Genomic DNA, 25,453 nt, shown 5'->3' with positions numbered 1-25,453 from the left:
GCGCAAAGACCGAGGCTCATGCTGGGCTTATAACGGGTGTTTTCCCCAACGTCGGAGTCATCGATGAAACACTTCTTGCCTTCCTCAGTCATGCTGATGCCTTTCGTGGTGAAGCATTATCCCGAAACGGATGATGAAATTCGCGACGACGAACAACAACATGAATCATCACCTCAACTAGACTTAGAAGATAAGCAAACATCACCTGCAGAATCAGGCCGAAAGCGCAAGAAAGACGCCGCCGTTTAGACGATTAAGGAACCGACCGATGAAAAAAGTAGCTGTGATATTGAGTGGATGTGGTGTATTCGATGGCGCCGAAATTCATGAATCGGTGCTTGCCCTCCACGCGATTGAAAAACATGGTGCCACTTGGCACTGTTTCGCGCCCAACATTGATCAAATGCACGTGGTCAACCACCTCACCGGCGAAGCCACGGATGAGAAACGCAACGTGTTGGTTGAAGCCGCTCGGATTGCCCGTGGTCACATTGAAGATGTGGCTAAACTCAAAGTGGACGATTACGATGCGCTGCTGCTACCGGGTGGTTTTGGCGCAGCGAAAAACCTCACCGATTTTGCGCTCAAAGGGTCTGAATGCAGTATCAACACCCACGTTGCCACGGCGTGTCGTGCCTTCGCACAAGCGGGTAAACCTGCGGCATACCTTTGCATTGCGCCCACCATCATTCCCATGATTTACGAACATGGTGTGGAAGGCACCATCGGCAGCGATCCAGACACCGCCAGCGCGTTCCGTAAAATGGGCGGCGAGCACGTCACCTGCCCGGTCGACGACTTTGTGTTCGACCAAAAACACAACGTCCTGTCCACTCCCGCGTACATGCTGGCTGAAAACATCTCTCAAGCCGCAGCGGGCATTGATCGCCTTGTCGCAGCGTTAATCAAGCTTGCCTAATCCCACGCAGGCGCTGACGCTCAGCGCCTATTTTCTTTACACCCTTCCCCAGCAAATTCCGTTGCAGACGTTTGATCAACATCAGGAATGGTTTAGAATTCCGGCCTTGCAAAACAATCGTCTCGATAATTCCCCTTTACAAGCTCATATTTAAAGCTATTATCGCGACGCAAACGTTTTCCTAACCAGTTTCATCGCCATGATGAGGGTTTTATGCTGCCAGATATCGAAATTTGTCGCTCCACGTCGTTGACTGCTATTGAGCAGATCGCCCATCAAGCCGGACTGCTCCCTGAAGAGTTCCAAAGCCAAGGCCGTTATAAAGCCAAAGTCTCGCTTCACTGTCTCGACCGCCTACACGATCAACCTGCCGGAAAATTCATTTTGGTCACCGCCATCACGCCAACGCCGCTGGGCGAAGGCAAAACCGTCACCACGATTGGTCTGGCGCAAGGTTTGGCTCGTTTACAACATTCGGTGATGGCCTGTATTCGTCAACCGTCGATGGGGCCGATTTTCGGCGTTAAAGGGGGCGCTGCCGGTGGCGGTTATTCACAGGTTGCACCGATGGAAGAGCTGAATCTGCACTTAACCGGCGATATTCATGCCGTGACGGCCGCGCACAACCTCGCCGCCGCAGCGATTGATGCGCGCATCTACCACGAGCAGCGCCACGGGTATGACGATTTTGCAGCAAGAACAGGCATGCCTGCCCTGCGTCTTGACCCCAAACGCATTGTCTGGAAGCGCGTGATGGATCACAACGATCGCGCGCTGCGCATGGTCACTGTCGGACGCAATGAAGCCGGCAAAACCATCAACGGTTACGAGCGTGAAGACGGCTTTGATATCTCGGCCGCTTCGGAATTGATGGCGATTCTTGCACTGGCAAAAGATCTCACAGACTTGCGTCGCCGCATCGGCAACATCGTGGTCGGCTACAACCTAGATGGTCAACCGGTGACCACCGAAGATCTGAAAGTTGCAGGCGCCATGGCCGTCAGCATGAAAGAGGCGATTCAACCCACCTTAATGCAAACTCTGGAAGGCGTGCCGACGCTGATTCACGCCGGTCCATTTGCCAACATCGCGCACGGCAACTCTTCCATCATTGCCGATGACATCGCCACACGCCTCGCCGACTACACCGTAACAGAAGGTGGTTTCGGCTCTGATATGGGCTTTGAAAAAGCGTGTAACATCAAAGCCAGCGCGTCGGGCAAAACGCCTGATTGCGCAGTCATCGTTGCAACATTGCGCGGCTTGAAAGCCAACTCCGGCCATTATGATCTGCGCCCAGGGCAACCAGTCCCTGAAAGCCTGTTTACACCCGACCGTGACGCTTTAATCGCGGGTTTTGAAAACCTCAAATGGCACATCAACAACGTCAACAAATACGGCATTCCTGCGGTCGTGGCGATTAACCGCTTTCCGCAAGATAGTGATGAAGAGCTGGCGCAGCTCAAACAGATGATTGAAGCGCTGCCCAACGATGTGCTGGTGGCCCTGTCGGAAGGATTCGCCAAAGGTGGAGAAGGCACACGCGAACTGGCCGAACACGTGGTCACGCAGTGCAGTAAATCCGCACACTTTACGCCGCTGTATGCACCCGACGCCCCGTTGCTTGAGAAACTCAAAGCGGTCGCAATAAAGGGCTACGGCGCAGGCTCCGTCACATTGAGCGACAAAGCGCATGCACAGCTTGAAGCGCTACAAACTGGCGGGTTTGGTCACCTCTCCGTCTGTTTGGCAAAAACGCCGCTGTCGATCACCACAGATTCGGCGCACAAGGGTGCGCCCAGCGGATTTGATGTTCCCATTCGCGAGCTGAAACTCTGCGCAGGCGCGGAATTTGTGTATGCCTTATGCGGCAACGTGATGACCATGCCGGGGCTGCCCGAGAAACCAGCGTTTATGGGGCTAGATATCGACAACCAAGGCCGCATCATCGGCTTGAGTTAAACACTCAGGCCACATCACCCCATTGAAGAGCTTCGCCACCGCGAAGCTTTTTTCTTTGCATTCGATTTGAAATTTTTCCGACCGTGTGCCGTTCTTTTCGTATATCCGTTCAACAAAACGAGTAAGAACCGCCATGAAACGCATTACGTTATTTTTGTTTGCCTTACTGGTCGCCGTACCACTTTCTGTATCGTTTTTCTCCCAAGCAGACACGTCTGCCACCAGCAAACACGCCAGTCATGAAGAAGTCGCAACACTGGCCGGTGGCTGCTTTTGGTGTACTGAATCTGACATGGAAAAACTCGACGGCGTGATTACCGTTGTCTCAGGGTATTCCGGTGGCCATGTCGATAATCCGACCTATAAGCAAGTCTCGTCAGGTTCCACCGGTCACATTGAATCAATTCAGGTCACGTATGACGCCGACAAAGTCAGCTATGAACAGGTATTGGACCATTTCTTCCGCCATATCGACCCCACCGACGATCAAGGTTCATTTGTTGATCGAGGGAACCAATATCGCCCGGCGATTTTCTATCATAACGCGCAGCAAAAACAGATTGCTGAACGCTTTATGAAAGCGATCGACGAGTCTGGTGTCTTCAAAAAACCGCTCAAAACCGAACTGATCGCCTTTAAACAGTTCTGGCCTGCTGAAGAGTACCATCAGGATTTCTACAAAAAGAGCGCCCTGCGCTACAAATACTATCGCTACGCCTCTGGCCGCGATCAGTACTTAGATACGATTTTTGGTGAAGATCGCGTTGAACACCCCAAAACGCTGCGCCAAATCATCGATGAAAGCAAAGGCATCCGCAGTGCGAAAGCTTACACTCGCCCGTCGGATAAAGAGATTCGAGCCAAACTGACGGATTTACAGTACTACGTCACGCAAGAAGAAGGCACCGAGCACGCGTTTAAAAACGAGTATTGGGATAACAAAGCGGAAGGCATTTATGTCGATATCGTTTCCGGCGAGCCGCTGTTCTCATCCACGGACAAATATAAATCCGGCACGGGTTGGCCCAGTTTCACCAAGCCAATTAACCCAGCGTATATCGTGACCAAAGACGACAACACCCTGTTTTACACTCGCACCGAAGTGCGCAGCCGCTTTGGTCAATCCCACTTGGGCCATGTGTTTAATGACGGCCCTGCGCCGACAGGTTTGCGCTATTGTATGAACTCCGCTGCGATGCGATTTGTGCCTAAAGCGGAGATGCAAGCCCAAGGCTATGGGGAATACTTGAAACTGTTCAAATAAATACTGAACGTGATGTGGTGACAAATGAATTGACCACCGCAGCATGTTGATACCTAAGCGCCCGGTCACGTGTTTGACTGGGCGTTTCAACTTGCACTTGTAATATCTACTTCAAAGCGACACACGATGAAAGCTCGATGCAGGAAGGCCATGACATGCTGTTGATGCCACAAGCCAGTGAAGCGTAAAAAGCGCCATTCGCTTGACTATCAGAGACAAAAAAGGACATCCTCGGATGTCCTTTTTCATTGAATATTTGTGTACTTACCGCAAGCCGTGCAGAAATTCAGCGCGGGTTGCGGGGTTAGACTTAAAAATGCCACCAAGCGCCGTGGTTGTGGTTTCGCTAGTTGCATCCATCACACCACGTGATTTCACGCAGTAGTGCGTCGCATCGATGGTGACGGCCACGTCTTCTGATTCCAACAGGGTTTGCAGCGCAACCAGAATTTGTTGCGTCATACGCTCTTGCACCTGCGGGCGCTGCGCAAAGAAACGCACAATGCGGTTAATTTTCGACAGGCCGATAATTTTGCCACGCGGAATATACGCCACCGCCGCTTTCCCATCGATGGTCACCAAGTGGTGCTCACAGGTACTGGTCACGGTAATGTCTTTCACACGCACCATTTCGCTCACGTTCATCTTGTTTTCGATGACCGTAATTTTCGGGAAGTTGTGGTAATCCAGACCAGAGAAGATCTCATCGACGTACATCTTCGAGATTCGATGCGGGGTTTCTTCAAGGCTATCGTCAGTGAGGTCCAGTCCTAAGAGAGTCAGAATTTCACGCATATGGTGTTCAATGCGTTCTTTTTTCTCATCTCGACTGATCGTGTTTGGTTGCATTGGTGTTTCCAAACCACGACGTTCCAGCGCATCTTTTACTAACTTCGCGGATTCGCTCAAACCTGACATTACCTTACCTCATATTAACCCTTTCGGATGGCTGACAAGGATACTCGGATTTTTTAATAATTACACCCATATTTTATCGGTGGACATTATTGCCACTGGGCTTTGTGTGCTAAAGTACTCCTCAAAAATGAAGACCATAGGATTTCATCATGGGCTGTTGTGACGCTCCCGGCTTAATGCCAATTGAAGACGCGCTGGACAAAATGCTCTCGCGCATCACTCCGATTCAAACCACACTGACGCTTCCCCTTGCCGACGCACTCGGTTTTGTCCTTGCTGAAGATATTCTCTCTCCGATTAACGTGCCGCCGTTTGATAACTCCGCGATGGATGGCTATGCCGTGCGCCGCGCCGAATTGGCCACCCAAACGCCACTGCCGGTCGCGGGCAAATCGTTTGCTGGCCAACCCTTTGACGGTGAATGGCCAGCCATGAGCTGTGTGCGCATTATGACCGGGGCAAAAATTCCGGACGGTTGCGATGCGGTGATCATGCAAGAGCAAGCCACGGTGTCGGAACAAGGCGTCACCTTCAGCCACACCGACATCAAACCGAATGACAACATTCGTCCGACCGGTGACGACATTCACCAAGGCGATGTGGTTCTGAATCAAGGCGCGCGCCTCACACCCCGTGACATTCCGATGATCGCCACACTTGGCGTGGCCAATGTGACCGTTTATCGCAAACCGAAAGTGGCATTTTTCTCAACCGGTGACGAGTTGAAACCACTGGGTCAACCGCTGGATGCAGGTCAGATCTACGATAGTAACCGTTACGGCATTAAGCCGCTGATTGAAAACTTCGGCTGCGAAGCCATTGATCTCGGCATCATTCCTGACTGCCCTGAGACGTTAAAAGCCACGTTTGAGAAAGCCCAAAGCTTGGCGGATGTGGTGGTCACCTCTGGCGGTGTGAGCGTGGGCGAAGCGGACTACACCAAAGATATTCTGGAACAACTGGGGCAAATCGGCTTCTGGAAACTGGCGATTAAACCGGGTAAACCGTTCGCATTTGGCGAACTGGAAAACGCTTGGTTCTGCGGCCTGCCGGGTAACCCAGTCTCCGCGGTTCTGACCATGTACGTTCTGGTGCAACCGATGCTGGCAAAACTGTCGGGGCACTCCGAATGGACAGCGCCTGAGTCAATTCCGGCCATCACCCGCACCACCTTCAAGAAAGCCCCTGGGCGCACCGATTACCAACGCGGCATTTACCGCATCGAAAACGGTCAGTTCGTGGTTGAAACCACTGGAAACCAAAGCTCCGGCGCATTCCGCTCGATGAGCTTGGCGAACTGCTTTGTGGTGCTCGAACGCGAACGCGGCCGAGTCGAAGCTGGCGAAACCGTCAACATTCAGCTGTTTAACGCAACCTTATACTAGGAGCTTGTGTGGATATTCTCAGCGACTCAGAAATGCTGCGTTACAACCGTCAAATCATTCTCAAACAGTTTGATTTTGATGGTCAGGAAGCGCTGAAACAGAGTGCCGTATTGATCCTCGGTGCAGGCGGCTTGGGCTGCGCGTCCAGCCAATATCTGGCCACAGCGGGCGTGGGTCAAATCACGCTGATTGACAATGACACCGTGGAGCTCTCCAATCTGCAGCGTCAGGTATTGCACCATGATGCCAATATCGGTCAGTTGAAAGTGGTATCAGCGGCTCAATCGCTGCAAGAACTCAACCCGCACATTACCATTGAAACCGTCGCCAAGCGCCTGAGCGACGACGAGCTGGAAGCCCTGATTGAACAACATACTTTAGTGTTGGACGCTTCGGACAACGTCGACACGCGTAATCAGTTGAACCGCTTGTGCTTTAAAACCAAAACCCCACTGGTTTCCGGCGCCGCGATTCGTATGGAAGGCCAAGTGAGCGTGTTTACTTACCAAAGCGAAGACGAACCCTGTTACCAGTGCCTGAGCGCCCTGTTTGGCAACGCTGCGTTAAGCTGCGTCGAAGCTGGCGTGATGGCGCCCGTGGTTGGCATCATTGGCGCCGTGCAAGCGATGGAAGCGATCAAAGTGCTGGCCAATTACGGCGCACCGATTCGCGGTAAAATTCTGATGTTAGATGCCATGAGCATGTCTTGGCGTGAAATGAAGCTGATGAAGCTGCCCACTTGTCCGGTGTGTCACTCCTAATCGACAGGCGCAATGAAGCGCCTGTTTTTATTTGGATTCTTTGCCAGAATTGAGTAACGTAACTCATCACACCCAATACAGGATGAAGTGGAATGTCGCCATTAGTTACCCCAGCTTGGCTCGCAGAAAAACAAAACGATCCACGCTTAGTCGTGCTCGACGCCAGCATTGATTTTCAAATTCCGAGCGAAACCGAAAAGGACAAAGTCAATAAGATTCCCGGCGCGCGCCGTTTCGATTACGACAGCGTGTTTTGCGACACTGAATGCGACCTTCCCCACATGATGCCCACGGAAGCGCGCTTTAATGAACTGGCGCAGCAACTGGGACTCCACCAAGATTCCATTATTGTGGTGTACGACAACAGCGGCACATTTGCTTCGCCTCGCGCATGGTGGATGTTTAAAGCATTTGGTCACAATGACGTCTACATTCTCGATGGCGGACTGACTGAATGGAAAGCCCAAGGTTACACTGTCACCCAAAGTTACGATAATTCATATGCGCCCGGTCACTTTGCCGGTACACTCGACCCGCGTTTCTTTGTCGATGCGAACTACGTGTTAAGCAAAATCGATGACGACAGCAGCCTGACTGTCGATGCGCGATCCAAAGCCCGTTTTCTGGCACAAGTGGCCGAACCTCGCCCGGGAATTCGCAGCGGTCATATTCCCGGTGCATGTTGTCTGCCGTTTGCTGAGCTGATGAACGGTCATCAGATGAAATCACCAACGGAGCTGAAACCAATTTTGCAACAAGCGCTCATTCGTCCAGCCGATGAGTATCTGTTCAGTTGCGGCTCCGGTGTCACCGCCTGCATCGTATTACTCGCTGCCACCCTCTGCGGCTACCAGAATCTGGCCGTCTACGATGGTTCTTGGACGGAATGGGGTCAGCGCCACGACTTACCGATTGAGAAGTAACTTCTCAAACAGCAAAAAGGCCACGTTCATGTGGCCTTTTCATTTCGCGACGAATATAGCAGCACACTATTGAGTATCACGCATCTGTTCATCTAAGTTGAGCACCGTCAGCGCGTTGGTCACGCTGGTCGCTATCACATCGATGGCGCCAGTGCGCAGTGCACCAAGCAATGCCAACGGCTTACTGTTCTCGGCGGCAATCGCGATCACTTCGGCGATGCGGCGAAATTCTTCAATGCCCAAACCAATCACGCGATCGCTCATCACGGTGTTGGCAATCTCGCCATGCACATTAAAGAAGTCGTATCCTGCGAAATCGCCGACCACGCCTTGCTTAAGACGCGACTGCACCACTTCATCCGGCGTAAACCAGCCCAAATCGACCATGTAGCTGTTTTCACTCATATCACCAATGCCGACCAAGGCGATGTCTGCTTTGCGCGCCAGATCGAGCGTTTGCTTGACGGTGGCGTTTTGCATGAAAGCCAGTTTCTGCGCGCGGTTCTCGGCATACGCTGGGGCGTACAAGGTTTCTGAGGTACCACCGTACTTCTTCGCCATCTGACGACAAATGTGGTCGGCGTTAAACATCCCCCCGCGTGGGTGAATGCCGCCGATGCTGCACACGAACTTACAATCACGCGGCGTAATCACGCCCACATGATGCGCCACCGAAGACACGTTGCGCCCTTGGCCGATGCTCACCACCATGCCATTCTTTAGTGTGCTGGAAAGGTAATTCGACACCAACCCCGACACTTGTTGGCGCTGCAACTCTTCGTTGGGCTGGTCTAGCGCCACCAACGCCCGCTTCACACCAAAGCGTTCAATCAAACGCTGTTCAATCTTGGCACTGAACACCGGATGGTATTTCACGGTGATCTCGACAATGCCCTCATCACGCGCCTGTTTCAGCATGCGCCCCACTTTGGCACGCGAAATCGCAAACTTCTTCGAGATCTCTTCTTGAGTTGCCCCATCTTGATAGTAGGCAACGGAAATCTCCGTCAGCAAATCGGTGTTTTCCACCGAAATATCTTGGTTCGAACCGCTCATGTCACGCTCTCAATCATTACGTTGCTCAGCATGGTATCGGATACTGAGCATCTGCTCATTGACGTAGCATATGTTATAGCGCCAAATGAATGCAACATTTGCTCACAACCAATACATTTTCTCACCATGATTCTCGCTGATATTTTTGCCTGTCAAAGTGCGGTAAGACTTAGGCAAACGTTTCTTTATTTGCCTTGGCTGGCGTCAGATAAAATTAGTGGGTAAAAGTCGGCAGAAAGGGCAAATCACGATTGACTTTCAGCATAGATAGGATAAATATGGATGCATCATTTACTCAACGAACGAGCAAATGTTCGCTACAGTTGCTCGGTCGCTGAAAAACATTGTGTTAGTCATAAGTAGGCTTGCCATCTCATGGCAATTCGCTTATCTAACCTGCATGCAAATGCCCAGCGAATCGCTGGCCTAGCCCAAAGAATAGGACGATCGAAATGAGCAACAAATTAGAGCAACTACGTAAACTAACAACTGTTGTGGCTGATACTGGTGAAATTGACGCGATCAAAAAATACCAGCCAGAAGATGCAACAACCAACCCTTCTCTAATTCTTAAAGCCGCTCAAATTGCAGAATATGCCCCACTGATCGATCAAGCGATCGAATACGCGAAATCACAAACCAGCGACAAAGCAGAACAAGTTCAAGAAGCGTGTGACATGCTGGCAGTGAACATCGGTAAAGAAATTCTGACCACCATCCCAGGCCGTATCTCGACTGAAGTTGATGCACGTCTGTCTTACGATACTGAAGGCAGCATCGTTAAAGCTCGCAAACTGATCAAAATGTACAACGATGCAGGCATCTCAAACGACCGCATCCTGATCAAACTGGCTTCTACTTGGGAAGGCATCCGCGCAGCGGAAGTGCTGGAAAAAGAAGGCATCAACTGTAACCTGACTCTGCTGTTCTCTTTCGCCCAAGCGCGTGCTTGTGCTGAAGCCGGCGTGTTCCTGATTTCACCATTCGTTGGTCGTATCATGGACTGGTACAAAGCAAAAGAAGGTCGTGACTTCGAAGCGCAAGAAGATCCAGGCGTACTGTCTGTGTCTAAAATCTACAACTACTACAAACAACACGGTTACAAAACTGTAGTAATGGGCGCAAGCTTCCGTAACATCGGCGAGATCCTAGAACTGGCTGGCTGTGACCGCCTGACTATCGCGCCATCACTACTGGCTGAGCTAGAAGCGGCTGAAGGCGACGTGGTTGAGAAACTGGTTGATTCGAAAGGTACACAAGAACGTCCAGCAGCGATGACTCACTCTGAATTCCTGTGGGAACACAACCAAGATGCAATGGCGGTAGAAAAACTGGCAGAAGGTATCCGTAACTTCGCAGTAGACCAAGGCAAACTGGAAACCATGATCGCAGCGAAACTTTAATCGCTCGACAACTTCCCGTACAGGGAAATCAAATTCAAGGGGAAGCGCCCGCTTCCCCGATTTATTTTCGACTATTCATTTTTAAATCCTAACGACTACGGAATCTATTATGAACCGCAAACAACTGGCTAACGCAATCCGTGCACTGAGCATGGACGGTGTACAAAAAGCTAACTCTGGCCACCCGGGTGCCCCAATGGGTATGGCTGACATCGCTGAAGTACTTTGGCGCAGTCACTTGAACCACAACCCACAAAACCCAAAATGGTCAGACCGCGACCGTTTCGTGCTGTCGAACGGCCACGGCTCGATGCTGATTTACTCATTGCTGCATCTGAGCGGTTACGATCTGTCGATTGACGATCTGAAAAACTTCCGTCAACTGCACTCAAAAACCCCTGGCCACCCAGAATACGGTTACGCACCGGGCATTGAAACCACCACAGGTCCACTGGGCCAAGGCATCACCAATGCTGTGGGTATGGCGATTGCTGAAAAAGCACTGGCAGCACAATTCAACAAACCGGGCCACGACATCGTTGACCACTTCACTTATGTGTTCATGGGTGACGGCTGTCTGATGGAAGGTATCTCACACGAAGCGTGTTCTCTGGCTGGCACATTGGGCCTTGGCAAACTGATCGCATTCTGGGATGACAACGGCATCTCGATCGACGGTCACGTAGAAGGCTGGTTCTCAGACGACACACCAAAACGCTTTGAAGCCTACGGTTGGCATGTGATTCCTGCAGTTGACGGTCACGATTCAGATGCCATCAACGCAGCGATTGAAGCAGCAAAAGCAGACCCGCGTCCAACGCTGATCTGTACCAAAACCATCATCGGTTTCGGCTCACCAAACAAAGCGGGTTCACACGATTGTCACGGTGCTCCTCTGGGCGCTGACGAAATCAAAGCCGCGCGTGAATTCCTGGGTTGGGAATACGCACCCTTTGAAATCCCTGCCGACATCTACGCGGAGTGGGATGCCAAAGAAGCTGGCGCAGCCAAAGAATCAGCATGGGATGAGAAATTTGCCGCTTACGCAGCTGCTTACCCAGCAGAAGCTGCAGAATACCAACGCCGCGTAGCGGGTGAAATGCCAGCCAACTGGGAAGAAGCCAGCAGCGCGATCATTGCTGAACTGCAAGCGAACCCAGCAAACATTGCATCACGTAAAGCATCGCAAAACGCACTGGAAGCATTTGGTAAACTGCTGCCAGAATTCATGGGCGGCTCTGCAGACCTTGCACCGTCAAACCTGACCATGTGGTCTGGCTCGAAATCGCTGGAAGCAAGCGACTTCTCAGGCAACTACATCCACTACGGCGTGCGTGAATTTGGTATGACCGCCATCATGAACGGTATCGCACTGCACGGCGGTTTCGTGCCTTACGGCGCCACCTTCCTGATGTTCATGGAATACGCGCGTAACGCAATGCGTATGGCTGCGCTGATGAAGATTCAAAACATCCAAGTCTACACGCACGACTCGATTGGTCTGGGTGAAGATGGCCCAACGCACCAACCGGTTGAGCAAATCGCTTCTCTACGCCTGACGCCAAACATGAACACATGGCGTCCATGTGACCAAGTTGAATCAGCCGTGGCTTGGAAACTGGCGATTGAACGTAAAGACGCGCCAACTGCACTGATCTTCTCGCGTCAAAACCTTGCGCAGCAACCTCGTGATGCCGAGCAACTGGCGAACATCACCAAAGGTGGCTACATCCTGAAAGATTGCGCAGGCAAACCTGAGTTGATCCTGATTGCCACTGGCTCTGAAGTCGAGCTGGCGGTGGAAGCTGCAGCGCAACTGACTGCCGAAGGCAAGCAAGTGCGCGTGGTGTCGATGCCATCGACCGATGCATTCGACAAACAAGACGCTGCGTACCGTGAATCCGTACTGCCTGCAGACGTGACTGCTCGTATCGCTATCGAAGCTGGCATTGCCGACTTCTGGTACAAGTACGTTGGCTTTGGTGGCCGCATCATCGGTATGACCACCTTCGGCGAATCTGCGCCGGCTGGCGAGCTGTTCAAACTGTTCGGTTTCACCACTGAAAACGTCGTGAACACTGCCAAAGAACTGCTGGCATAAGCTCAAGCATTTCGCACACAGAAAGCCCCGCTCAATGAGCGGGGCTTTTTTTCTGGTTTTTTTTAGTATGTGGATTAGTTATGTGCAGTGTGATAGCTCAGCCGATTAATGTCCGCTGTCACGAAGCGCCTCAAGCTGGTTTTTCAACAACGCAGGCAACGTATAGAGCAACAATAAACGGATCGCGTGATTGACCATCACAAACGCAGGCTCCAGCCCTAACAGCAATGCCACAGCCGTCATGGCTTCCACGCTGCCCGGCACCCAAGATAGCAACATCACCAACCAAGGCATCCCCAGCGCAATCGACGCAATATAAGACGTAATCACAGCCACTAACATGCCAATGAATGTCACCATCACACCTGCTTTTGAATAAGAGACGGCTTCTCGCAACGTGGTTTCCGCCAAACGAGCACCGATCAACACGCCCAGCAACGCGGTAGAAAACAGCACCAACCACACTGGAACCGCTAATGTCACCGGCGCCATGATGCCGTTACACGCAGCAGCAATCACCAAGGAAGCAATCATATAAGGCGCAGGCACGCCGAAACGTACTGAGAGTTTGCCACTCACCATACTGATGGCCACAATCCCGGCCAGCACGCTCCATTGTTCCAAATTCAGCGCAACACTCTCTTTGACGACTTCAGCGGTATTGCTGGAGATGACCCCAGCCAGAACAATCAAGATGATTAAACGTACCGAATGGGCATAGACCACTTTCGGTGACGGTTTACTCTCCGATTCACTGATCACCAGAATGGCTGCCATTGCGCCCGGTACTGCCGCCAAAAGCGATTCAAACGGACTCCACTTTTCGCGCTTATGCAACCACCAAAAACTGCCGCCAGTTTGCAACATGAGGCACACGATCAACCCCAAAATGACCGGCAAGCTGATGGTGTGAGCTAACTCGGCAATCGAGATCGTCGCACCAACACTGATGCCCAACACGACTTGGATAAACATCAATAAGGTTTGTGGAATACGCAACGCATGGTTAAACCGCTTTCGCAAAAGAATCACGACAAAAGCAGATAAAAATAGCCCCGTTAGCGGCAAGGTAAAGCACTGTGCAGCCAAGGAACCCATCGCAGCAACCACAAGGATCTGCCCCAGATTGGTGATAGAAGATCGTTTGAACATGATTCGCTCTTGTTAATACTACCGGCAACGATTGCGCCGCCGCTTAGACAATGGTGAGAATGGGCGTCTGTTATCCATGGCATGAACAATGGCGACGCGAGACAGCGTCGTCATTCTACGCCGAACAGCGCAACATTGCATCGCGATGGCACAACTATGCTGGCCCCGAGTCTCTCAAGCACGGTGACAGCAAGCTTTTTAACGCCTGATTAAGATACGTGGTCCGTTGCGGCAAAACGCGATGGCGTTTGTGAATCAGATACAGTGTTTCATACACCTGCGTCTCGCGCTGGAGAACAGCGATACGGTCTGCATCCACAAAGCTACTCACGGCAGATTTAGGCAACAACGTAAAGCCAAGGCCTCGCGCCACTGGCACCAAAATCTGGTTAATCTGATTGACGTAGCTACTCACGTGAAGCTTGGCAGTATCGACTTGTCGCAACTGCTCGTCATCACAACGAGACAAGTACAGCGACAAATAATGTTCCGCATCGGGATGGCTCACTAACCCGAGTTCCAACAGCGTTTCTGCAAGGTTCGGCGTTTGTTCATACGCTTTGGGCACCACAATGAACAGCGGCTCTTGGCCTATTTCTTCCACTTGCAACAAACTTTGATTGGGTACGTGCGTCACGATACCGACATCCGCCTCACCGCTTTCGACCTGACGCATAATGCGTTGATTCGGCGCCGCCTCCACTTCAATCGACAAGCCGCGATGACGCTGTTGAATATCGAGCAGTTGCGGGTATAGCGTTAACGCCATCGCACCGGAACACGCCAACTTGTAGCGCCCAGAAAAGGGATCATCTTCACCCAATTGAATCAACAGATTCCGCTCGCTTTGCGCTTGCTGGCAGGCATATTCGTACACCAACCGTCCTTGCTCGGTGATTTCAAACGTCTTATTGATGCGTTTGATCAACGCGTGTCCACACGCCTCTTCCAACTTGCGAACGTGCTGACTCACGCCTGGCTGCGTCATAAACAATTTGTCAGCGGTTTGAGTAAAGTGGCCGGTTTCAATCAACGTTTTAAACGTCATCAGCCAGTTAGGATTCAACATGTACTCACCATAACAATAAATTATCAAACGAAGAATATATGATAATTATTCTACGTTTTAGGCGTAAGTTAGTCATCAACCGCCTTCAATTCCCCTTGGATGACCTGCAACGACGCAAGAAACGTCAGTCACCGGTTGGCCATACCCGGTGACTGCGCTGTTTAAGCACGGCTTTGACGAGCAGCCAACCATTTTCGGTTGCACGCTTGATTCAATTGACCGCACAGCACGATGACGACCGCGCCAATCAATACCGGTGTGATCAAAAACGACCAACTTTGCGCTGTGAGCATGATGAGCAGCGGATTCGCCCCCGCAGGCGGGTGCGTCGTTTTGGTGGCGAGCATTAAACTGATGGCAAGCCCCGTTGCCAATGCCAAACTCCACGGCTCCACTGGCAATCCATGGACGAACGCCAATCCGACAGTCGCGGTAATCAAGTGACCAAAAATCACATTTTTCGGCTGCGCTAGCGGGCTGTCTGGCACGCCAAACACCAACACAGCCGTGGCTCCGAATGGCGCCATCAACCACAAACCCGCACTGCTCCATGCATCCGCATACGAAAGTAACCCGATGGCGCACGTCGCCGCACACCCTGCCAATAAAGCGGACTTCAAATGATTCATTCTATTTCTCCTTGTGGGTAGACCACTCTGTCTACCCAATTAAAATAGACAAGTCTGTCTACCTGTGTCAACATCAATTTTGTCGACACAGGAGCAAAGCATGAGTGATAAACGTGAACAGTTGATTCAAACCGCATTGATGCTGTTTTACCAACATGGCATTCGAGCGATTGGGATTAACGAAGTATTGAAACAATCGGGCATTGCGAAAAAAACGCTCTATCATCACTTCAGCAGCAAAGACGAGTTGGTATTGGCTGCTTTGCAGTACCGAGATACTATTTTTCTTGATTGGCTACGTCACGAAGTCACCCATTTGCGCCCGGGTATCGAAGCGTTGCAAGGCTTGTTTCACGCGCTTGATCGCTGGTTTCACGACGATGTGCCAGCGCTGCAACCGTTTCGCGGCTGTTTTTTTATCAATACCGCTGTCGAATACCGCGACGACAACCCCACCCTCGCAGCGTATTGCCAAGCGCATAAAGCCAAGGTTAGAAGTATCGTGCGTCACTGCCTGACAGGCGAACAAGCGCGTCAAACCGATTTGTTGGACACGGTGTGCTTATTGAAGGAAGGGGCGATCGTGACAGCGCAGGTCAATGGCGACATGAACGCCGCCAGACCGATCCTCACGATGTTGCCTAGGTTGTTAGGTTGATCACGAGTGTGCGACCAGATTGGTGGGTTGCCCTTGAGCAAACGCAATTACGTTCGCAAACGCATGCTTGAAATAGAGCTCGTAACTTTCACGCTCCACGTATCCTAAATGGGGCGTACACAGAACATTGCTGAGCGCAATCAAAGGTTGAATCGTGGCATCACATGGCTCTTGTTCGTAGACATCCACCGCGGCTCGCCGAGTTGGACACTGGGTCATTGCACGATACAACGCATCGGGTGCCACCAGCTCAGCGCGGCTGGTATTCACAAACAGTGCATTGGGTTTCATTCGCGCGAGATCCGAATACGTCACAATACCCCGAGTTGCCTCATTGAGTCGTAAATGGAGCGAAATGACATCTGATTGCGCAAAGAACGTCGCTTGGCTCTCTGCTGCCACAAATCCGTGTTCACCCGCCAGCGCGCATGACGTCTCACTGCCCCACACCAGAACCTGCATGCCAAACACTTTGGCGTATTGTGCGATCATTTGGCCGATCTTGCCGTAGCCCCAAAGCCCAAGCGTCTGCCCTGCAAGCACCCGTCCCAATCCCAAGTTCCCATTGTGTTGCCAATGGCCTTGTTGCAACTGAGTGATGTACTGCGGCAGATGACGCGAAGCAGCCATGATCAGCGACCAACACAGCTCCGCGGGCGCGGTTGGCGAGCCAACCCCTTCCGCCACTTCAACGTTGTATCGGTGGCACAACGCAACATCAATATGATTGCTCACTTTGCCCGTTTGACTGATGAGTTTTAAGTTCGGACAACGCGCAAGCAGCGATTCAGTGATCACCGTTCGTTCGCGGATCAACACCACAGCATCAAATGGCGCTAACGCCAAAGCCAGCGCCTCTTCACTCTCGAACGTGTGATTAAACACCGTCACCTCATAACCCGCCAATTGTTGGAAGGTTTTCAGCTCACGCACGACATCTTGATAGTCGTCTAGAATCGCGATTTTCATCATCATATATCCGTTTGTGTCGCCCTACGCCCTATGATTGGAGGGTGGAGATTGGCGTTGTCATGATCAGCAGATGATCGTTATCGGGTCTGCTCGTGTTCAGCCGACATCGGTTCATGCGGTGATACATCGGCCGATTTGTGGATCAGGTATTCCCCTTTGCCAACGGTAAGCAAACTGGTGGTAAATTCATCCCGTTGCTCAAAATAATCGACAAAGGATTCGATTTCGCTGGCATGTGAAATAGCATTATCCACCACAATCACGCCTCCCGGTTTTAAGCGCGCCAGCACCGGTGCAATCAATTGAAGATAGACGCTGCGCTGTGTATCCATAAACACCAAATCAAGCTCGTGTGGCACGTTGTGGATTTGCTCAAGCACATCGCCCACCAAGATGTCGATGACATGCTCAACACCAGCTCGTGCGAAATTGGCTTGTGCTTCCGCCACCTTGTGTTCGCTGCGCTCAATCGTAAAGATCTGCCCATCATTCGGCAGCGCTGCAGCCAGCCACAACGTGGAATAGCCGTTTGACGTGCCAAGTTCGAGAACACGCTTTACCCCACCGCTTTTGACCAACCAATAGAGCAATTCGCCGGTATCACGCGTGATATTGAGGTATTTGAATTGGCGATCCGTTTGAGTCGCGTCATTGTCTGCCCCTTTTTGCTCCAGCTCGCAAAGCAGTGTTTGCATCGCTGGGCTGAGTTTATTTTGCATCGTGAACCTCCCTGATTGTGCTTGACGTTATTGCAACCAATGAAATGAACGGCTTAAAAACGCGCAGCCATTCGCAGTAATCCATTCACCATGCGCCATCACAATTTGCTCCGGTTGCCACGCGAGCATGGTCTCAAGGTGCTGCTTGGCCTCACGTTTGTGGAACGTGAAACTCAAACGCCAATCGAGCGGCATTTTGCCGTGTGGCGCCACCACGCCCGCTGCTTTTGCCAAGGTCATCTTCCAGCCGCCAAAGGATTGCGGTGAAAAGTTTTCAATCAGATCGGTCACGATGAGGGTTGAACTGGCACGATGAAAAAAGACCGCTTCTTGCATTACCTTTGAACCGGTAAACAGCAGGTAATGAATGTCCGAATCCCACGGATTGTCCAACTGGGCATCCAAAACGCCATCAAAGCGTAAATCAGGACGTTTTGCGATCACCTGGTGCGTGCCGTAGGTCAACGCATGAGGATAAGCGAGCTGCCAATCCTGCACGAACAAATGATGCAGATGATTGGGCGCGATGAGGAATGCCACATCGCCCAAAGCATCAATGGCGCGTTGCAGCTCGGGCGTCAGTCGAATCGGGCTATGAATCCAGAGTTGGTCGTTGCTGAGTTTAACCACCGTCATGCGCGTGGTATAAGGCAAGGTAAAAAAAGGCACGGCATCGCCGTCCACAATCCAAATTTGTTCACCGATGGCTTGCATGCAGGCATCTCTCCGTTGGCGTGTTACGCCGTCAGTTGATTCACAATTTCTCTCACAACCGGCATCACAGAAACGACGAGCAACGCCGCCATGACCCAGTTAAACCATTGTCTTTGCTTTGGTGATTGCAACCACTTTTTCAACAGCGAACCAAACAGCAACCACACACCCACGCACGGAAAAGAGACGACAAAGAACGTCGCAGCAATCATGAGATTCTGAGTTACAAAGTTAGCGCCAACGGTGGTAAATGCCGCAATTGCACCGGTTGCAACAACCCATGCTTTGGCATTCACCCATTGAAAAAGTGCACCTTTAAGAAAGCCGAACGGCTGGGTTTGGGGAGCGGTTTGAATGGTATTCGAAGCGCGGGCAATCAACACCGCAAGATAGAGCAAGTAAGCTGTTCCAACGCATTTAATCACCACGTGCAACAGCGGAAAGCGATCAAACAACTGGCCAAATCCCAACCCGACCAGCAGTAACATGACGGTAAAGCCAACACAGATGCCCGTCAGCAAAGGTAAACTCTTCTTCACCCCAAAGTTGAGTCCTGATGTCATCACCATGATGTTGTTGGGACCGGGGGTCACCGACGAGGCGATCGCAAACAAAATAGTCGCCCATACATACTCCATTGCAGCCTCTCCTTCGTCGTCAATCAATCCATCAGTTGGGTGCGGAACCAGAGGTTTCAATCCAATACCGAGCCAATTCGCACTCAAAGACCTTTCCCCAAACCAAGCTTTCAAATACACCGCCATTGTTTTCGATGACGCCTCTGGAAGCCCAGTTGTCTGAATCGGCGACCAACAAGGCCCGCTCAATCCCTAAGGCGTGTGCTTGGCGAAGCGCGAGCGATAGCATATGGCTACCAACCCCTTGTCGTCGTTGTGATGGAGCAACGTCATAACCGATATGCCCGCATTCAACACGCAGAAAGTCATTTTCTATATGGTGCCGCACACGAATCGCCCCCAAGATTTGATGCGCATCATCCACCAGCCAGAAATGATTGCAAGGCACGTATCCGGTCGGCAAGCCAATCCCTTGTGCTTCATCATTGAGCCGTTGAACGTATTGAGCAAATGCATGCTGACTCGGCTCATAGTAAGCCGAATTTTCCGGGTCATGATGCACAAAATCTTGATAGAAAATATGAAATGCAGATTCGTAGCACGGGTGCGGCGCAACTAACTTCAAAAGACCCCCTTGGGCGACAAAAAGAGCCCGAATTCGGGCTCCACCTTTCGCAATCGTATCGGGTTACAGTTTGACAACTTCACCCGTGAGCGCGACACCAGCAATCACAGCGCCAGCACCACATTGAAAAGTATCTTCACTGGACGTGAGATTATTTTTGTAGTTCGATTTGATGTTAACGACAGCATTACCACCTTCTTTGATGGCGCGGTCTTTCAGCGCGATCATGGCTGAGAGAAAGACCCATTGGCACGCTTCTTCATCGCTTTTGTTAAAGGCGTTGGTTTTCTTGTTGGTTTTGAACTCACCCATCGTTTTCAGTACCGCTGGATGCACTTGATCACCAAAGAAAAATTGAACGTCATCACCCAATTTGGTTTGGGCAACCTCTTGGTTTAAAGCATCTTGAATCGAGTAATTGCCCACATCATCACGAGCAACAGCAGAAGCGGAACAAAGCACTAACGTCGATAAAATCGCAGGAAGGATCTTTTTCATTTTTTATCCTGAAATGAAATATGTAGAACGGCAACAAACTTGTTGTCTTAAGAAACTTCTACCATATCGATTTAATGTCCAGCCTGCAAACAACTTATTGATGAGACAAATCATTGACAGGCTAAGCGTCTCACTTTCGTGACGCGGCGTGAGTGACGAAGACGCCTGAATTAGTCTGTACTTTGGCAAATTTCTAGGGTGGTCATCGCCTTGATCGGCACCCGGAAACTGGAAATATGAGACAGCACAAACGAATGGTGATGACGAATCAGTTCGGCAGAGGCATGGGGCTTGTCATGCGTGGTGTGCGCATCCGTAGCCAGTTGAATCGCATAACCCAATGCCGCAGCGCGACGTGTGGTGGTGTCCACACAAAAATCAGAAGCGTACCCACAGATCACTAATTCATCGATATCCTGCTCTTCCAGCAAGCAACGTAAATCTGTGTGGTGGAACGAATCCGGCGTGGTTTTACGCACAAACAGATCCCCCTCTTCGGTGTTCAAATCATGTTGCAGTTGCCACCCTTCACTCTCGTATTTCAGCTCTGGGTATTCTGGCTCTTCGTGTTGAATGAAGATCACCGGATAGCCTTTCTCCCTTGCCCAATGACTCAGCGTGTTGATGTTGTGCACAACATCTTTTGCCGCGTAGGGCTTTGGCACCGGCTCAAAAAGGGATTCCTGAACATCAATAATCAGTAACGCTTTATTTTTCATACCACATCTCTCTGACTCGTTTTGTCGTCATTCTAACAGCAGTTCAAATGACGAAACTTTCTCTCAACAAGCATAATTCACCGAAAGCGATCCTTCATTGTTGAGTTTTGTTCCAATCGTATTCCATCTGGTTCGCCGTGCGCTCGGCCAATGCCATTGAGTCGAGCACCGAGACCAAATACAGGCTCATGTCGATCCCTGCGGAAATGCCAGCCGACGTGGTGATGTGGCCACTGCGCACCCAACGCACATCCGCCTGAACATCCAGCGCTGGAAACATCGCTTTTAAATCAGCAATATCTTCCCAATGTGTGGTAACCGATTGATCGGTCACTACACCGGCCTTGGCAAGCAGAAAGGCCCCCGTACACACCGAGGCCACTTCGCTTGCGTCACGTGCAACCGCGCGGATCCAGTCCACCACCTCGGGCTTGTTCAACTCCGCGGTGTGCACGCCACCTACCACAATCAAAACATCAATTGGCGGATGATTCTGGAAGCAGTAATGCGGATTGACGCCATAGCCACCGCGCGCGTTCACCAACGTGTCGTGCTGAGCCACGAAAAAGACACGCCAATCGTTGCCAGCCAAACGCTTCGCCGTACTCAGCACTTCAAATGGACCAGAAAAGTCGAGCACTTCCGCTTCGTCATAAATGTAAATGGCGATATTCATCCTTGAATCCTTGTCTGTTACAGCACGATTTGCGTGGTGACTTCAGTTTTGACCGAATTCGCGATGAAGCAGTTTTCATGCGATTGATGATGCATTTTTTCGAGCATCTCCACGCTGGGTTGCTTCTCTCCTGAGAAGATGACTTTGGGTCGCAACACCACCTGAGTGAGTGCCGTTTTGCCTTCTTGATTGGGCGCCAATGTACCGATGGCCTGATCTTCATACGATTCGATCACATAACGCTTTTTCGCCGCAATCGACAAAAACACCAACATATGACAACTCGACAATGCCGCAATCATCGCTTCTTCCGGATCGACATTCTCAGCCACCGACAAGGGCAACGGCACAATATGAGGTGATGCCGAAGCAGGTACCGTGACACCACCATCAAACTGCCATTCATGGCCTCGACTGTATTGGTTGTCATGAAACACTTCGCTTGGCTGACGTTGCCATTTCACGGTTGCGCCGTACTGCGACATGCATTGCTCCTATCGATTTAGGTTCTTGAAACAGTGGAGAGCCACGCACCGGCGCCAACAAACACCCCGCCCGTAAGGCGGTTGAACAGTTTGGCGCGCCCTTTGGCTAGGATCCATGTGGAGGATTTTGCCCCGAGATACGCGTAAACACAGAGCCAAGATAGCTCCATCACCATGAACGTTGAGGCAAAAATAAGGTATTGAGTCAGCAGCGCTGCGTGAGGGTCAATGAACTGTGGAAACAGTGCAGTGAAAAACAGAATGGCTTTGGGATTACTGGCACCGACAATAAAACCGCTGACATAATGCGCGCGGTAACCGGCAACTTGGTTCGCTTCACCATTGACCATATCGTATTGATCTTGCTTTGACGTCAGCGCTTTCACGCCAAGGTAAGCCAAGTAAGCGGCACCGAACCATTTAACAACATTGAAGATCACTTCTGACGAAGCGATGAGCACCCCAAGGCCGGTGAATGACAAGGTCATGATGCCGGTAATCGCCGTCAAACTGCCCAGCGCGGTAGCAAACGCCCGTCGCCAGCCAGACACAACACCTTTGGTCATACAGAGTAGCGAACTTGGCCCCGGCGATGCCGTGAGAATAAGCACAGCCAAGGCAAAAACCATCCAGGTTTCGAGTGACATAGGAAACTCCTTTTCCAGTCTGTTTTAACAAACGTTCATTCGGCCGGCATGGCCGATGTGATGCGGTGAATCATTCACGCGCGCAAATTCAACCATACGCATAAAATGATGCCATGTTAATTCATTTATACCGCACGCTGCATCAAGGCAGCGACAACACGCCACTGGCATACAAGCGTTGGTACTCCAGAATTGCCAATCGGTCCGCATCCGTTTCAACGGCGCTTGGGTCAATGTCTGCCCAAAACACCGCTTCCGCTTCATGACAGGCGATCTCGCCGCACCATTGCGGAATCACATAGTAATGCAGCAACTGTAATTCTCCGGTTGGGTGATATAACGAACAGAGATAGACCGATTGTTGTGGCAATACCGCGAGTTCTTCATCCAGCTCGCGGAGCAAAGCATCCGTTTGGCTTTCACCAACCTCAATGTGCCCGCCCGGAATCGCCACCATATTGGGATCATGCGTTTTGCTGGCTGAACGCTTTTCCAGCAGGATTTTTCCATCGTTGACCAGCATAAACGACACACACTCAAACACGTCCATGGAGACTTCCTTCTTCGATTGACTGCGGGACTGCCCCATCACGCCATGCTGGGATGAAAACGACTCCAGCTCAACAGCAGTAAGCCTGCGAACGCAATCCAGACCAGCGTGGCTAAGCTGAGCGTCCACACCAAATTAAATTTGTAGCTGAAATAGTACACCGAGAGCAAATAAGCGCCGTAAGGGATCAACGAATACAACCCAAACAACGCCGTGACACGCAGTTCATCCATGGTTCGCTCGGTACCGACAATGTAGTGCGCGATCAGCGCAAAGGTCGGAAACAACGGCACCAAACCGGAAATGAAAAAGCTTTTACTTTTCGACAACAGCGCAATCAGCAACACCGCGAATGCGCCAAGTAGGCATTTAAAAAATAGAGCGACCATGGTTCATCCCTGATAACCGAGTAGCGTTGAATTCGTATGACCTCACTATAGGGGGATGAGACACGATGTAAAAACAAAATTATCATCATGTGAGAATTTTGTTTTTATGTCAGATAGATTTCGACGCGTTCTTTGCCCCCACCGATGTTTTTACGTTTGAGGCGAATCGGCCCCACTTCACCGGTGCTTTTGAGGTGCGTCCCGCCACACGGCACTTTGGCAAAGCCTTCCACTTGCCAATAGCGACGCTCTTCGGCTTCATCGGAAAAGGCGCTGAGAATTGGCGTATCTTGCGCGATCAGGTGATTGGCTTGCTCTGTCACACTCGGCAACAGCGGCGCAATACTCTCCGGCCAATAGAAGTCGATACGGCTTTTATCTTGGGAAATGTGCGCGCCAATTTTCTCAACGTTTGAAAACTGCTGGTAAAACAGCTCCAGAACCAACTCGGCGGCAAAATGCAGTTTCATGAGCTGATAGCGACGCGGCCAATCAATCTTGACCCACACTTCTTCGCCCACGGAGAAAGCTGGCGTTTGCTCGAGCGTGTAACGAATCGTGCGTCCTTGTTTTTCAGCCTTGAGTACAGCGATCCCGGCAATGGTGCCCGTATCGCTCTCTTGCCCGCCCGATTCAGCATAGAAAATGGTTTCTTCCAGCTCGACCTGATCGCCTTCGAGCCAACTCACTTTGGTCAAATGCGCCGTTTGATAGGGGTTGACCCAAAATTGCTTCTTACACATTCCTTGTGTCTCTTCTGTTACGCTTCTGTGCTTATGCTTAATGAAACATACTTCATCAATAAGCGTGATAAAAATGCTTTGAAAAAATAGGGGTTAGAAAACGGTGATGCAATCATGACTCGCAACGTCTTACTTTAGCGGCTTTCCACCGTCGCGGCGACGGCGGACGTTGTTTTTGCATCCCACGCATCCTGTTCCGCTTGCAGTGTCATTTTCTGCTGCGCTTTAACATCATCCCAGGAAATGCCCTGTTCAATGGCTCCCACGCGCTGCTCATATTTCTGACACGCACGAGCAATCACGCTTTCCATTTGAATCTCGCTCTCCTGCTCTAGCGACAGCAACAGATTGAGATAATCCCACAAGACATCCCCCAGTTCTTCTTCCAAAAAGCAGCGCCGTTGATGCGGAATCTCATCCTGCACTTCTTGCAGTTCTGAATGTATTTCCGTCAGATACGTTTGCGCGCCATGAAACCAATCACTGGATTGATCGATGCGGTTTTTACGCTGCGCAATCGCCAATAACGCTTCAACATTCAAGCCCAGCGTCTGTGTTAGTGTTGCCATTGACCTCTCTCTTCAAGAATCACTTTGGCATTTTGTACCACGCGTAAAATACCGTTTTCCAACACTTGGTATTCGGTATTGCCGTTCACAAAGTGATAGCCGAGAAAACGACACGGCGTTTTGCCATCTTGACACATCATGTGCAGCGTCTCGCCTTTCAGAGCAATCAGCTTACCACTCTCTTTTGCACGCCCAACGTAAGTGACATTGTCACAAGAAACATTACCTTCTTCGCATTGTGGTGTCACTTCGATGACATAATGCGGCGTTTCTAACGTGGCGCTGAATGCTGGCATCGCCATCAGCGCCAGAAAAGTACACCCTAAAAAACGTTGAAATTTCACTCAATATCTACTCTTTGCTTGGGGT

30 protein-coding genes are annotated in these 25,453 nt (G+C 51.0%); 10 read left to right on the top strand and 20 right to left on the bottom strand.

Features of this window, described 5'->3' with window-relative positions; all coding sequences use genetic code 11:
• The first annotated feature begins 63 nt into the window (after positions 1-63).
• The 4 genes from ACS18Q_RS18015 (at position 64) to msrB (ending at position 4,145) form a co-directional block, all read left to right on the top strand.
• On the top strand, positions 64-249 hold the full coding sequence (locus ACS18Q_RS18015; RefSeq protein ID WP_014257238.1) for a hypothetical protein: 186 nt from the start codon (positions 64-66) through the stop codon (positions 247-249).
• Between the two features lie 19 nt (positions 250-268).
• Positions 269-919: an isoprenoid biosynthesis glyoxalase ElbB gene (gene elbB / locus ACS18Q_RS18010; RefSeq protein WP_055465329.1), complete on the top strand. Its 651-nt coding sequence runs from the start codon at positions 269-271 to the stop codon at positions 917-919.
• Between the two features lie 213 nt (positions 920-1,132).
• Positions 1,133-2,881, top strand: a complete 1,749-nt coding sequence (locus ACS18Q_RS18005; RefSeq protein WP_441258141.1) for a formate--tetrahydrofolate ligase — start codon at positions 1,133-1,135, stop codon at positions 2,879-2,881.
• A gap of 133 nt (positions 2,882-3,014) precedes the next feature.
• The gene (gene msrB / locus ACS18Q_RS18000; RefSeq protein WP_441258140.1) at positions 3,015-4,145 is read left to right on the top strand and encodes a peptide-methionine (R)-S-oxide reductase MsrB; all 1,131 of its coding nucleotides are present in this window, start codon (positions 3,015-3,017) and stop codon (positions 4,143-4,145) included.
• 264 nt (positions 4,146-4,409) lie between these two features.
• Here msrB and folE read toward each other — a convergent pair whose 3' ends face one another.
• Positions 4,410-5,063 carry a GTP cyclohydrolase I FolE gene (folE, locus tag ACS18Q_RS17995; RefSeq protein ID WP_038152105.1) on the bottom strand — a complete coding sequence of 218 codons (654 nt, stop codon included), beginning with the start codon at positions 5,061-5,063 and terminating at the stop codon, positions 4,410-4,412.
• A gap of 149 nt (positions 5,064-5,212) precedes the next feature.
• Between folE and moeA the strand changes: the two genes are divergently transcribed.
• The 3 genes from moeA to ACS18Q_RS17980 all read left to right on the top strand — a co-directional run bounded on the left by moeA (position 5,213) and on the right by ACS18Q_RS17980 (position 8,132).
• Positions 5,213-6,448: a molybdopterin molybdotransferase MoeA gene (gene moeA / locus ACS18Q_RS17990; protein WP_441258139.1), complete on the top strand. Its 1,236-nt coding sequence runs from the start codon at positions 5,213-5,215 to the stop codon at positions 6,446-6,448.
• Positions 6,449-6,456: 8 nt separating this feature from the next.
• Complete coding sequence (moeB, locus tag ACS18Q_RS17985) at positions 6,457-7,209, top strand: molybdopterin-synthase adenylyltransferase MoeB (protein ID WP_055465333.1); 753 nt, start codon at positions 6,457-6,459, stop codon at positions 7,207-7,209.
• A 92-nt stretch (positions 7,210-7,301) separates the two neighbouring features.
• The gene (locus ACS18Q_RS17980; protein ID WP_441258138.1) at positions 7,302-8,132 is read left to right on the top strand and encodes a sulfurtransferase; all 831 of its coding nucleotides are present in this window, start codon (positions 7,302-7,304) and stop codon (positions 8,130-8,132) included.
• A 66-nt stretch (positions 8,133-8,198) separates the two neighbouring features.
• On the opposite strand, the gene ACS18Q_RS17975 is transcribed toward ACS18Q_RS17980, so the two are convergent.
• Positions 8,199-9,188 carry a sugar-binding transcriptional regulator gene (locus ACS18Q_RS17975; protein WP_143680407.1) on the bottom strand — a complete coding sequence of 330 codons (990 nt, stop codon included), beginning with the start codon at positions 9,186-9,188 and terminating at the stop codon, positions 8,199-8,201.
• A 452-nt stretch (positions 9,189-9,640) separates the two neighbouring features.
• Here ACS18Q_RS17975 and tal point away from each other — a divergent pair, with 452 nt between their 5' ends.
• Positions 9,641-10,591 (top strand): transaldolase, encoded by a 951-nt coding sequence (gene tal, locus ACS18Q_RS17970; RefSeq protein ID WP_014257226.1) that lies wholly within the window; start codon positions 9,641-9,643, stop codon positions 10,589-10,591.
• A 109-nt stretch (positions 10,592-10,700) separates the two neighbouring features.
• A complete protein-coding gene (gene tkt / locus ACS18Q_RS17965) occupies positions 10,701-12,692 on the top strand; it encodes a transketolase (protein ID WP_158141943.1) in 1,992 nt (663 codons plus the stop codon).
• 105 nt (positions 12,693-12,797) lie between these two features.
• Here the strand turns inward: tkt and ACS18Q_RS17960 are convergent, their stop codons facing one another.
• The 3 genes from ACS18Q_RS17960 to ACS18Q_RS17950 all read right to left on the bottom strand — a co-directional run bounded on the left by ACS18Q_RS17960 (position 12,798) and on the right by ACS18Q_RS17950 (position 15,542).
• Positions 12,798-13,844, bottom strand: coding sequence for an AbrB family transcriptional regulator (locus tag ACS18Q_RS17960; RefSeq protein WP_014257224.1), 1,047 nt, complete (start codon positions 13,842-13,844; stop codon positions 12,798-12,800).
• Positions 13,845-13,998: 154 nt separating this feature from the next.
• On the bottom strand, positions 13,999-14,913 hold the full coding sequence (locus ACS18Q_RS17955) for a LysR family transcriptional regulator (protein WP_441258137.1): 915 nt from the start codon (positions 14,911-14,913) through the stop codon (positions 13,999-14,001).
• Positions 14,914-15,074: 161 nt separating this feature from the next.
• Entirely contained in the window at positions 15,075-15,542 is a 468-nt protein-coding gene (locus ACS18Q_RS17950) for an HPP family protein (protein ID WP_004728023.1), read from the bottom strand.
• Between the two features lie 100 nt (positions 15,543-15,642).
• Between ACS18Q_RS17950 and ACS18Q_RS17945 the strand changes: the two genes are divergently transcribed.
• Positions 15,643-16,200 (top strand): TetR/AcrR family transcriptional regulator, encoded by a 558-nt coding sequence (locus tag ACS18Q_RS17945; RefSeq protein WP_441258136.1) that lies wholly within the window; start codon positions 15,643-15,645, stop codon positions 16,198-16,200.
• On the opposite strand, the gene ACS18Q_RS17940 is transcribed toward ACS18Q_RS17945, so the two are convergent.
• From ACS18Q_RS17940 to ACS18Q_RS17870, 15 genes are all read right to left on the bottom strand, one after another.
• Entirely contained in the window at positions 16,201-17,169 is a 969-nt protein-coding gene (locus ACS18Q_RS17940) for a D-2-hydroxyacid dehydrogenase family protein (RefSeq protein ID WP_441258218.1), read from the bottom strand.
• A gap of 80 nt (positions 17,170-17,249) precedes the next feature.
• Positions 17,250-17,891, bottom strand: coding sequence for an O-methyltransferase (locus ACS18Q_RS17935; RefSeq protein WP_441258135.1), 642 nt, complete (start codon positions 17,889-17,891; stop codon positions 17,250-17,252).
• 27 nt (positions 17,892-17,918) lie between these two features.
• Positions 17,919-18,605 (bottom strand): DUF4336 domain-containing protein, encoded by a 687-nt coding sequence (locus ACS18Q_RS17930; RefSeq protein WP_441258134.1) that lies wholly within the window; start codon positions 18,603-18,605, stop codon positions 17,919-17,921.
• Positions 18,606-18,628: 23 nt separating this feature from the next.
• Positions 18,629-19,243, bottom strand: a complete 615-nt coding sequence (locus ACS18Q_RS17925) for a LysE family translocator (RefSeq protein ID WP_014257217.1) — start codon at positions 19,241-19,243, stop codon at positions 18,629-18,631.
• Positions 19,244-19,274: 31 nt separating this feature from the next.
• A complete protein-coding gene (locus ACS18Q_RS17920) occupies positions 19,275-19,808 on the bottom strand; it encodes a GNAT family N-acetyltransferase (protein ID WP_038152099.1) in 534 nt (177 codons plus the stop codon).
• A gap of 63 nt (positions 19,809-19,871) precedes the next feature.
• On the bottom strand, positions 19,872-20,306 hold the full coding sequence (locus ACS18Q_RS17915; protein ID WP_158141947.1) for an excinuclease: 435 nt from the start codon (positions 20,304-20,306) through the stop codon (positions 19,872-19,874).
• Between the two features lie 170 nt (positions 20,307-20,476).
• On the bottom strand, positions 20,477-21,025 hold the full coding sequence (locus ACS18Q_RS17910) for a cysteine hydrolase family protein (protein ID WP_004728015.1): 549 nt from the start codon (positions 21,023-21,025) through the stop codon (positions 20,477-20,479).
• A gap of 94 nt (positions 21,026-21,119) precedes the next feature.
• Positions 21,120-21,701, bottom strand: coding sequence for a DJ-1/PfpI family protein (locus ACS18Q_RS17905; RefSeq protein ID WP_441258133.1), 582 nt, complete (start codon positions 21,699-21,701; stop codon positions 21,120-21,122).
• A gap of 17 nt (positions 21,702-21,718) precedes the next feature.
• Positions 21,719-22,186 (bottom strand): OsmC family protein, encoded by a 468-nt coding sequence (locus ACS18Q_RS17900; protein ID WP_143680791.1) that lies wholly within the window; start codon positions 22,184-22,186, stop codon positions 21,719-21,721.
• A 17-nt stretch (positions 22,187-22,203) separates the two neighbouring features.
• On the bottom strand, positions 22,204-22,833 hold the full coding sequence (locus ACS18Q_RS17895) for a LysE family translocator (RefSeq protein WP_014257211.1): 630 nt from the start codon (positions 22,831-22,833) through the stop codon (positions 22,204-22,206).
• A gap of 142 nt (positions 22,834-22,975) precedes the next feature.
• Entirely contained in the window at positions 22,976-23,383 is a 408-nt protein-coding gene (locus tag ACS18Q_RS17890; RefSeq protein ID WP_232659588.1) for an NUDIX hydrolase, read from the bottom strand.
• A gap of 38 nt (positions 23,384-23,421) precedes the next feature.
• Entirely contained in the window at positions 23,422-23,772 is a 351-nt protein-coding gene (locus tag ACS18Q_RS17885) for a GlpM family protein (RefSeq protein WP_004728009.1), read from the bottom strand.
• A gap of 104 nt (positions 23,773-23,876) precedes the next feature.
• The gene (locus tag ACS18Q_RS17880) at positions 23,877-24,515 is read right to left on the bottom strand and encodes an alanine--tRNA ligase-related protein (RefSeq protein ID WP_158141950.1); all 639 of its coding nucleotides are present in this window, start codon (positions 24,513-24,515) and stop codon (positions 23,877-23,879) included.
• A gap of 134 nt (positions 24,516-24,649) precedes the next feature.
• Positions 24,650-25,084, bottom strand: a complete 435-nt coding sequence (locus ACS18Q_RS17875; RefSeq protein WP_055466990.1) for a MazG nucleotide pyrophosphohydrolase domain-containing protein — start codon at positions 25,082-25,084, stop codon at positions 24,650-24,652.
• Positions 25,072-25,428: a hypothetical protein gene (locus tag ACS18Q_RS17870; RefSeq protein ID WP_143680799.1), complete on the bottom strand. Its 357-nt coding sequence runs from the start codon at positions 25,426-25,428 to the stop codon at positions 25,072-25,074. Before ACS18Q_RS17870 ends, ACS18Q_RS17875 begins: the two co-directional genes overlap by 13 nt.
• Between the last annotated feature and the right edge of the window lie 25 nt (positions 25,429-25,453).

The organism is Vibrio sp. Vf1514 (assembly GCF_052076135.1).
Classification (GTDB): Bacteria; Pseudomonadota; Gammaproteobacteria; order Enterobacterales; family Vibrionaceae; genus Vibrio; species Vibrio furnissii.
This window is presented reverse-complemented; position numbering and strand designations above follow the sequence as displayed.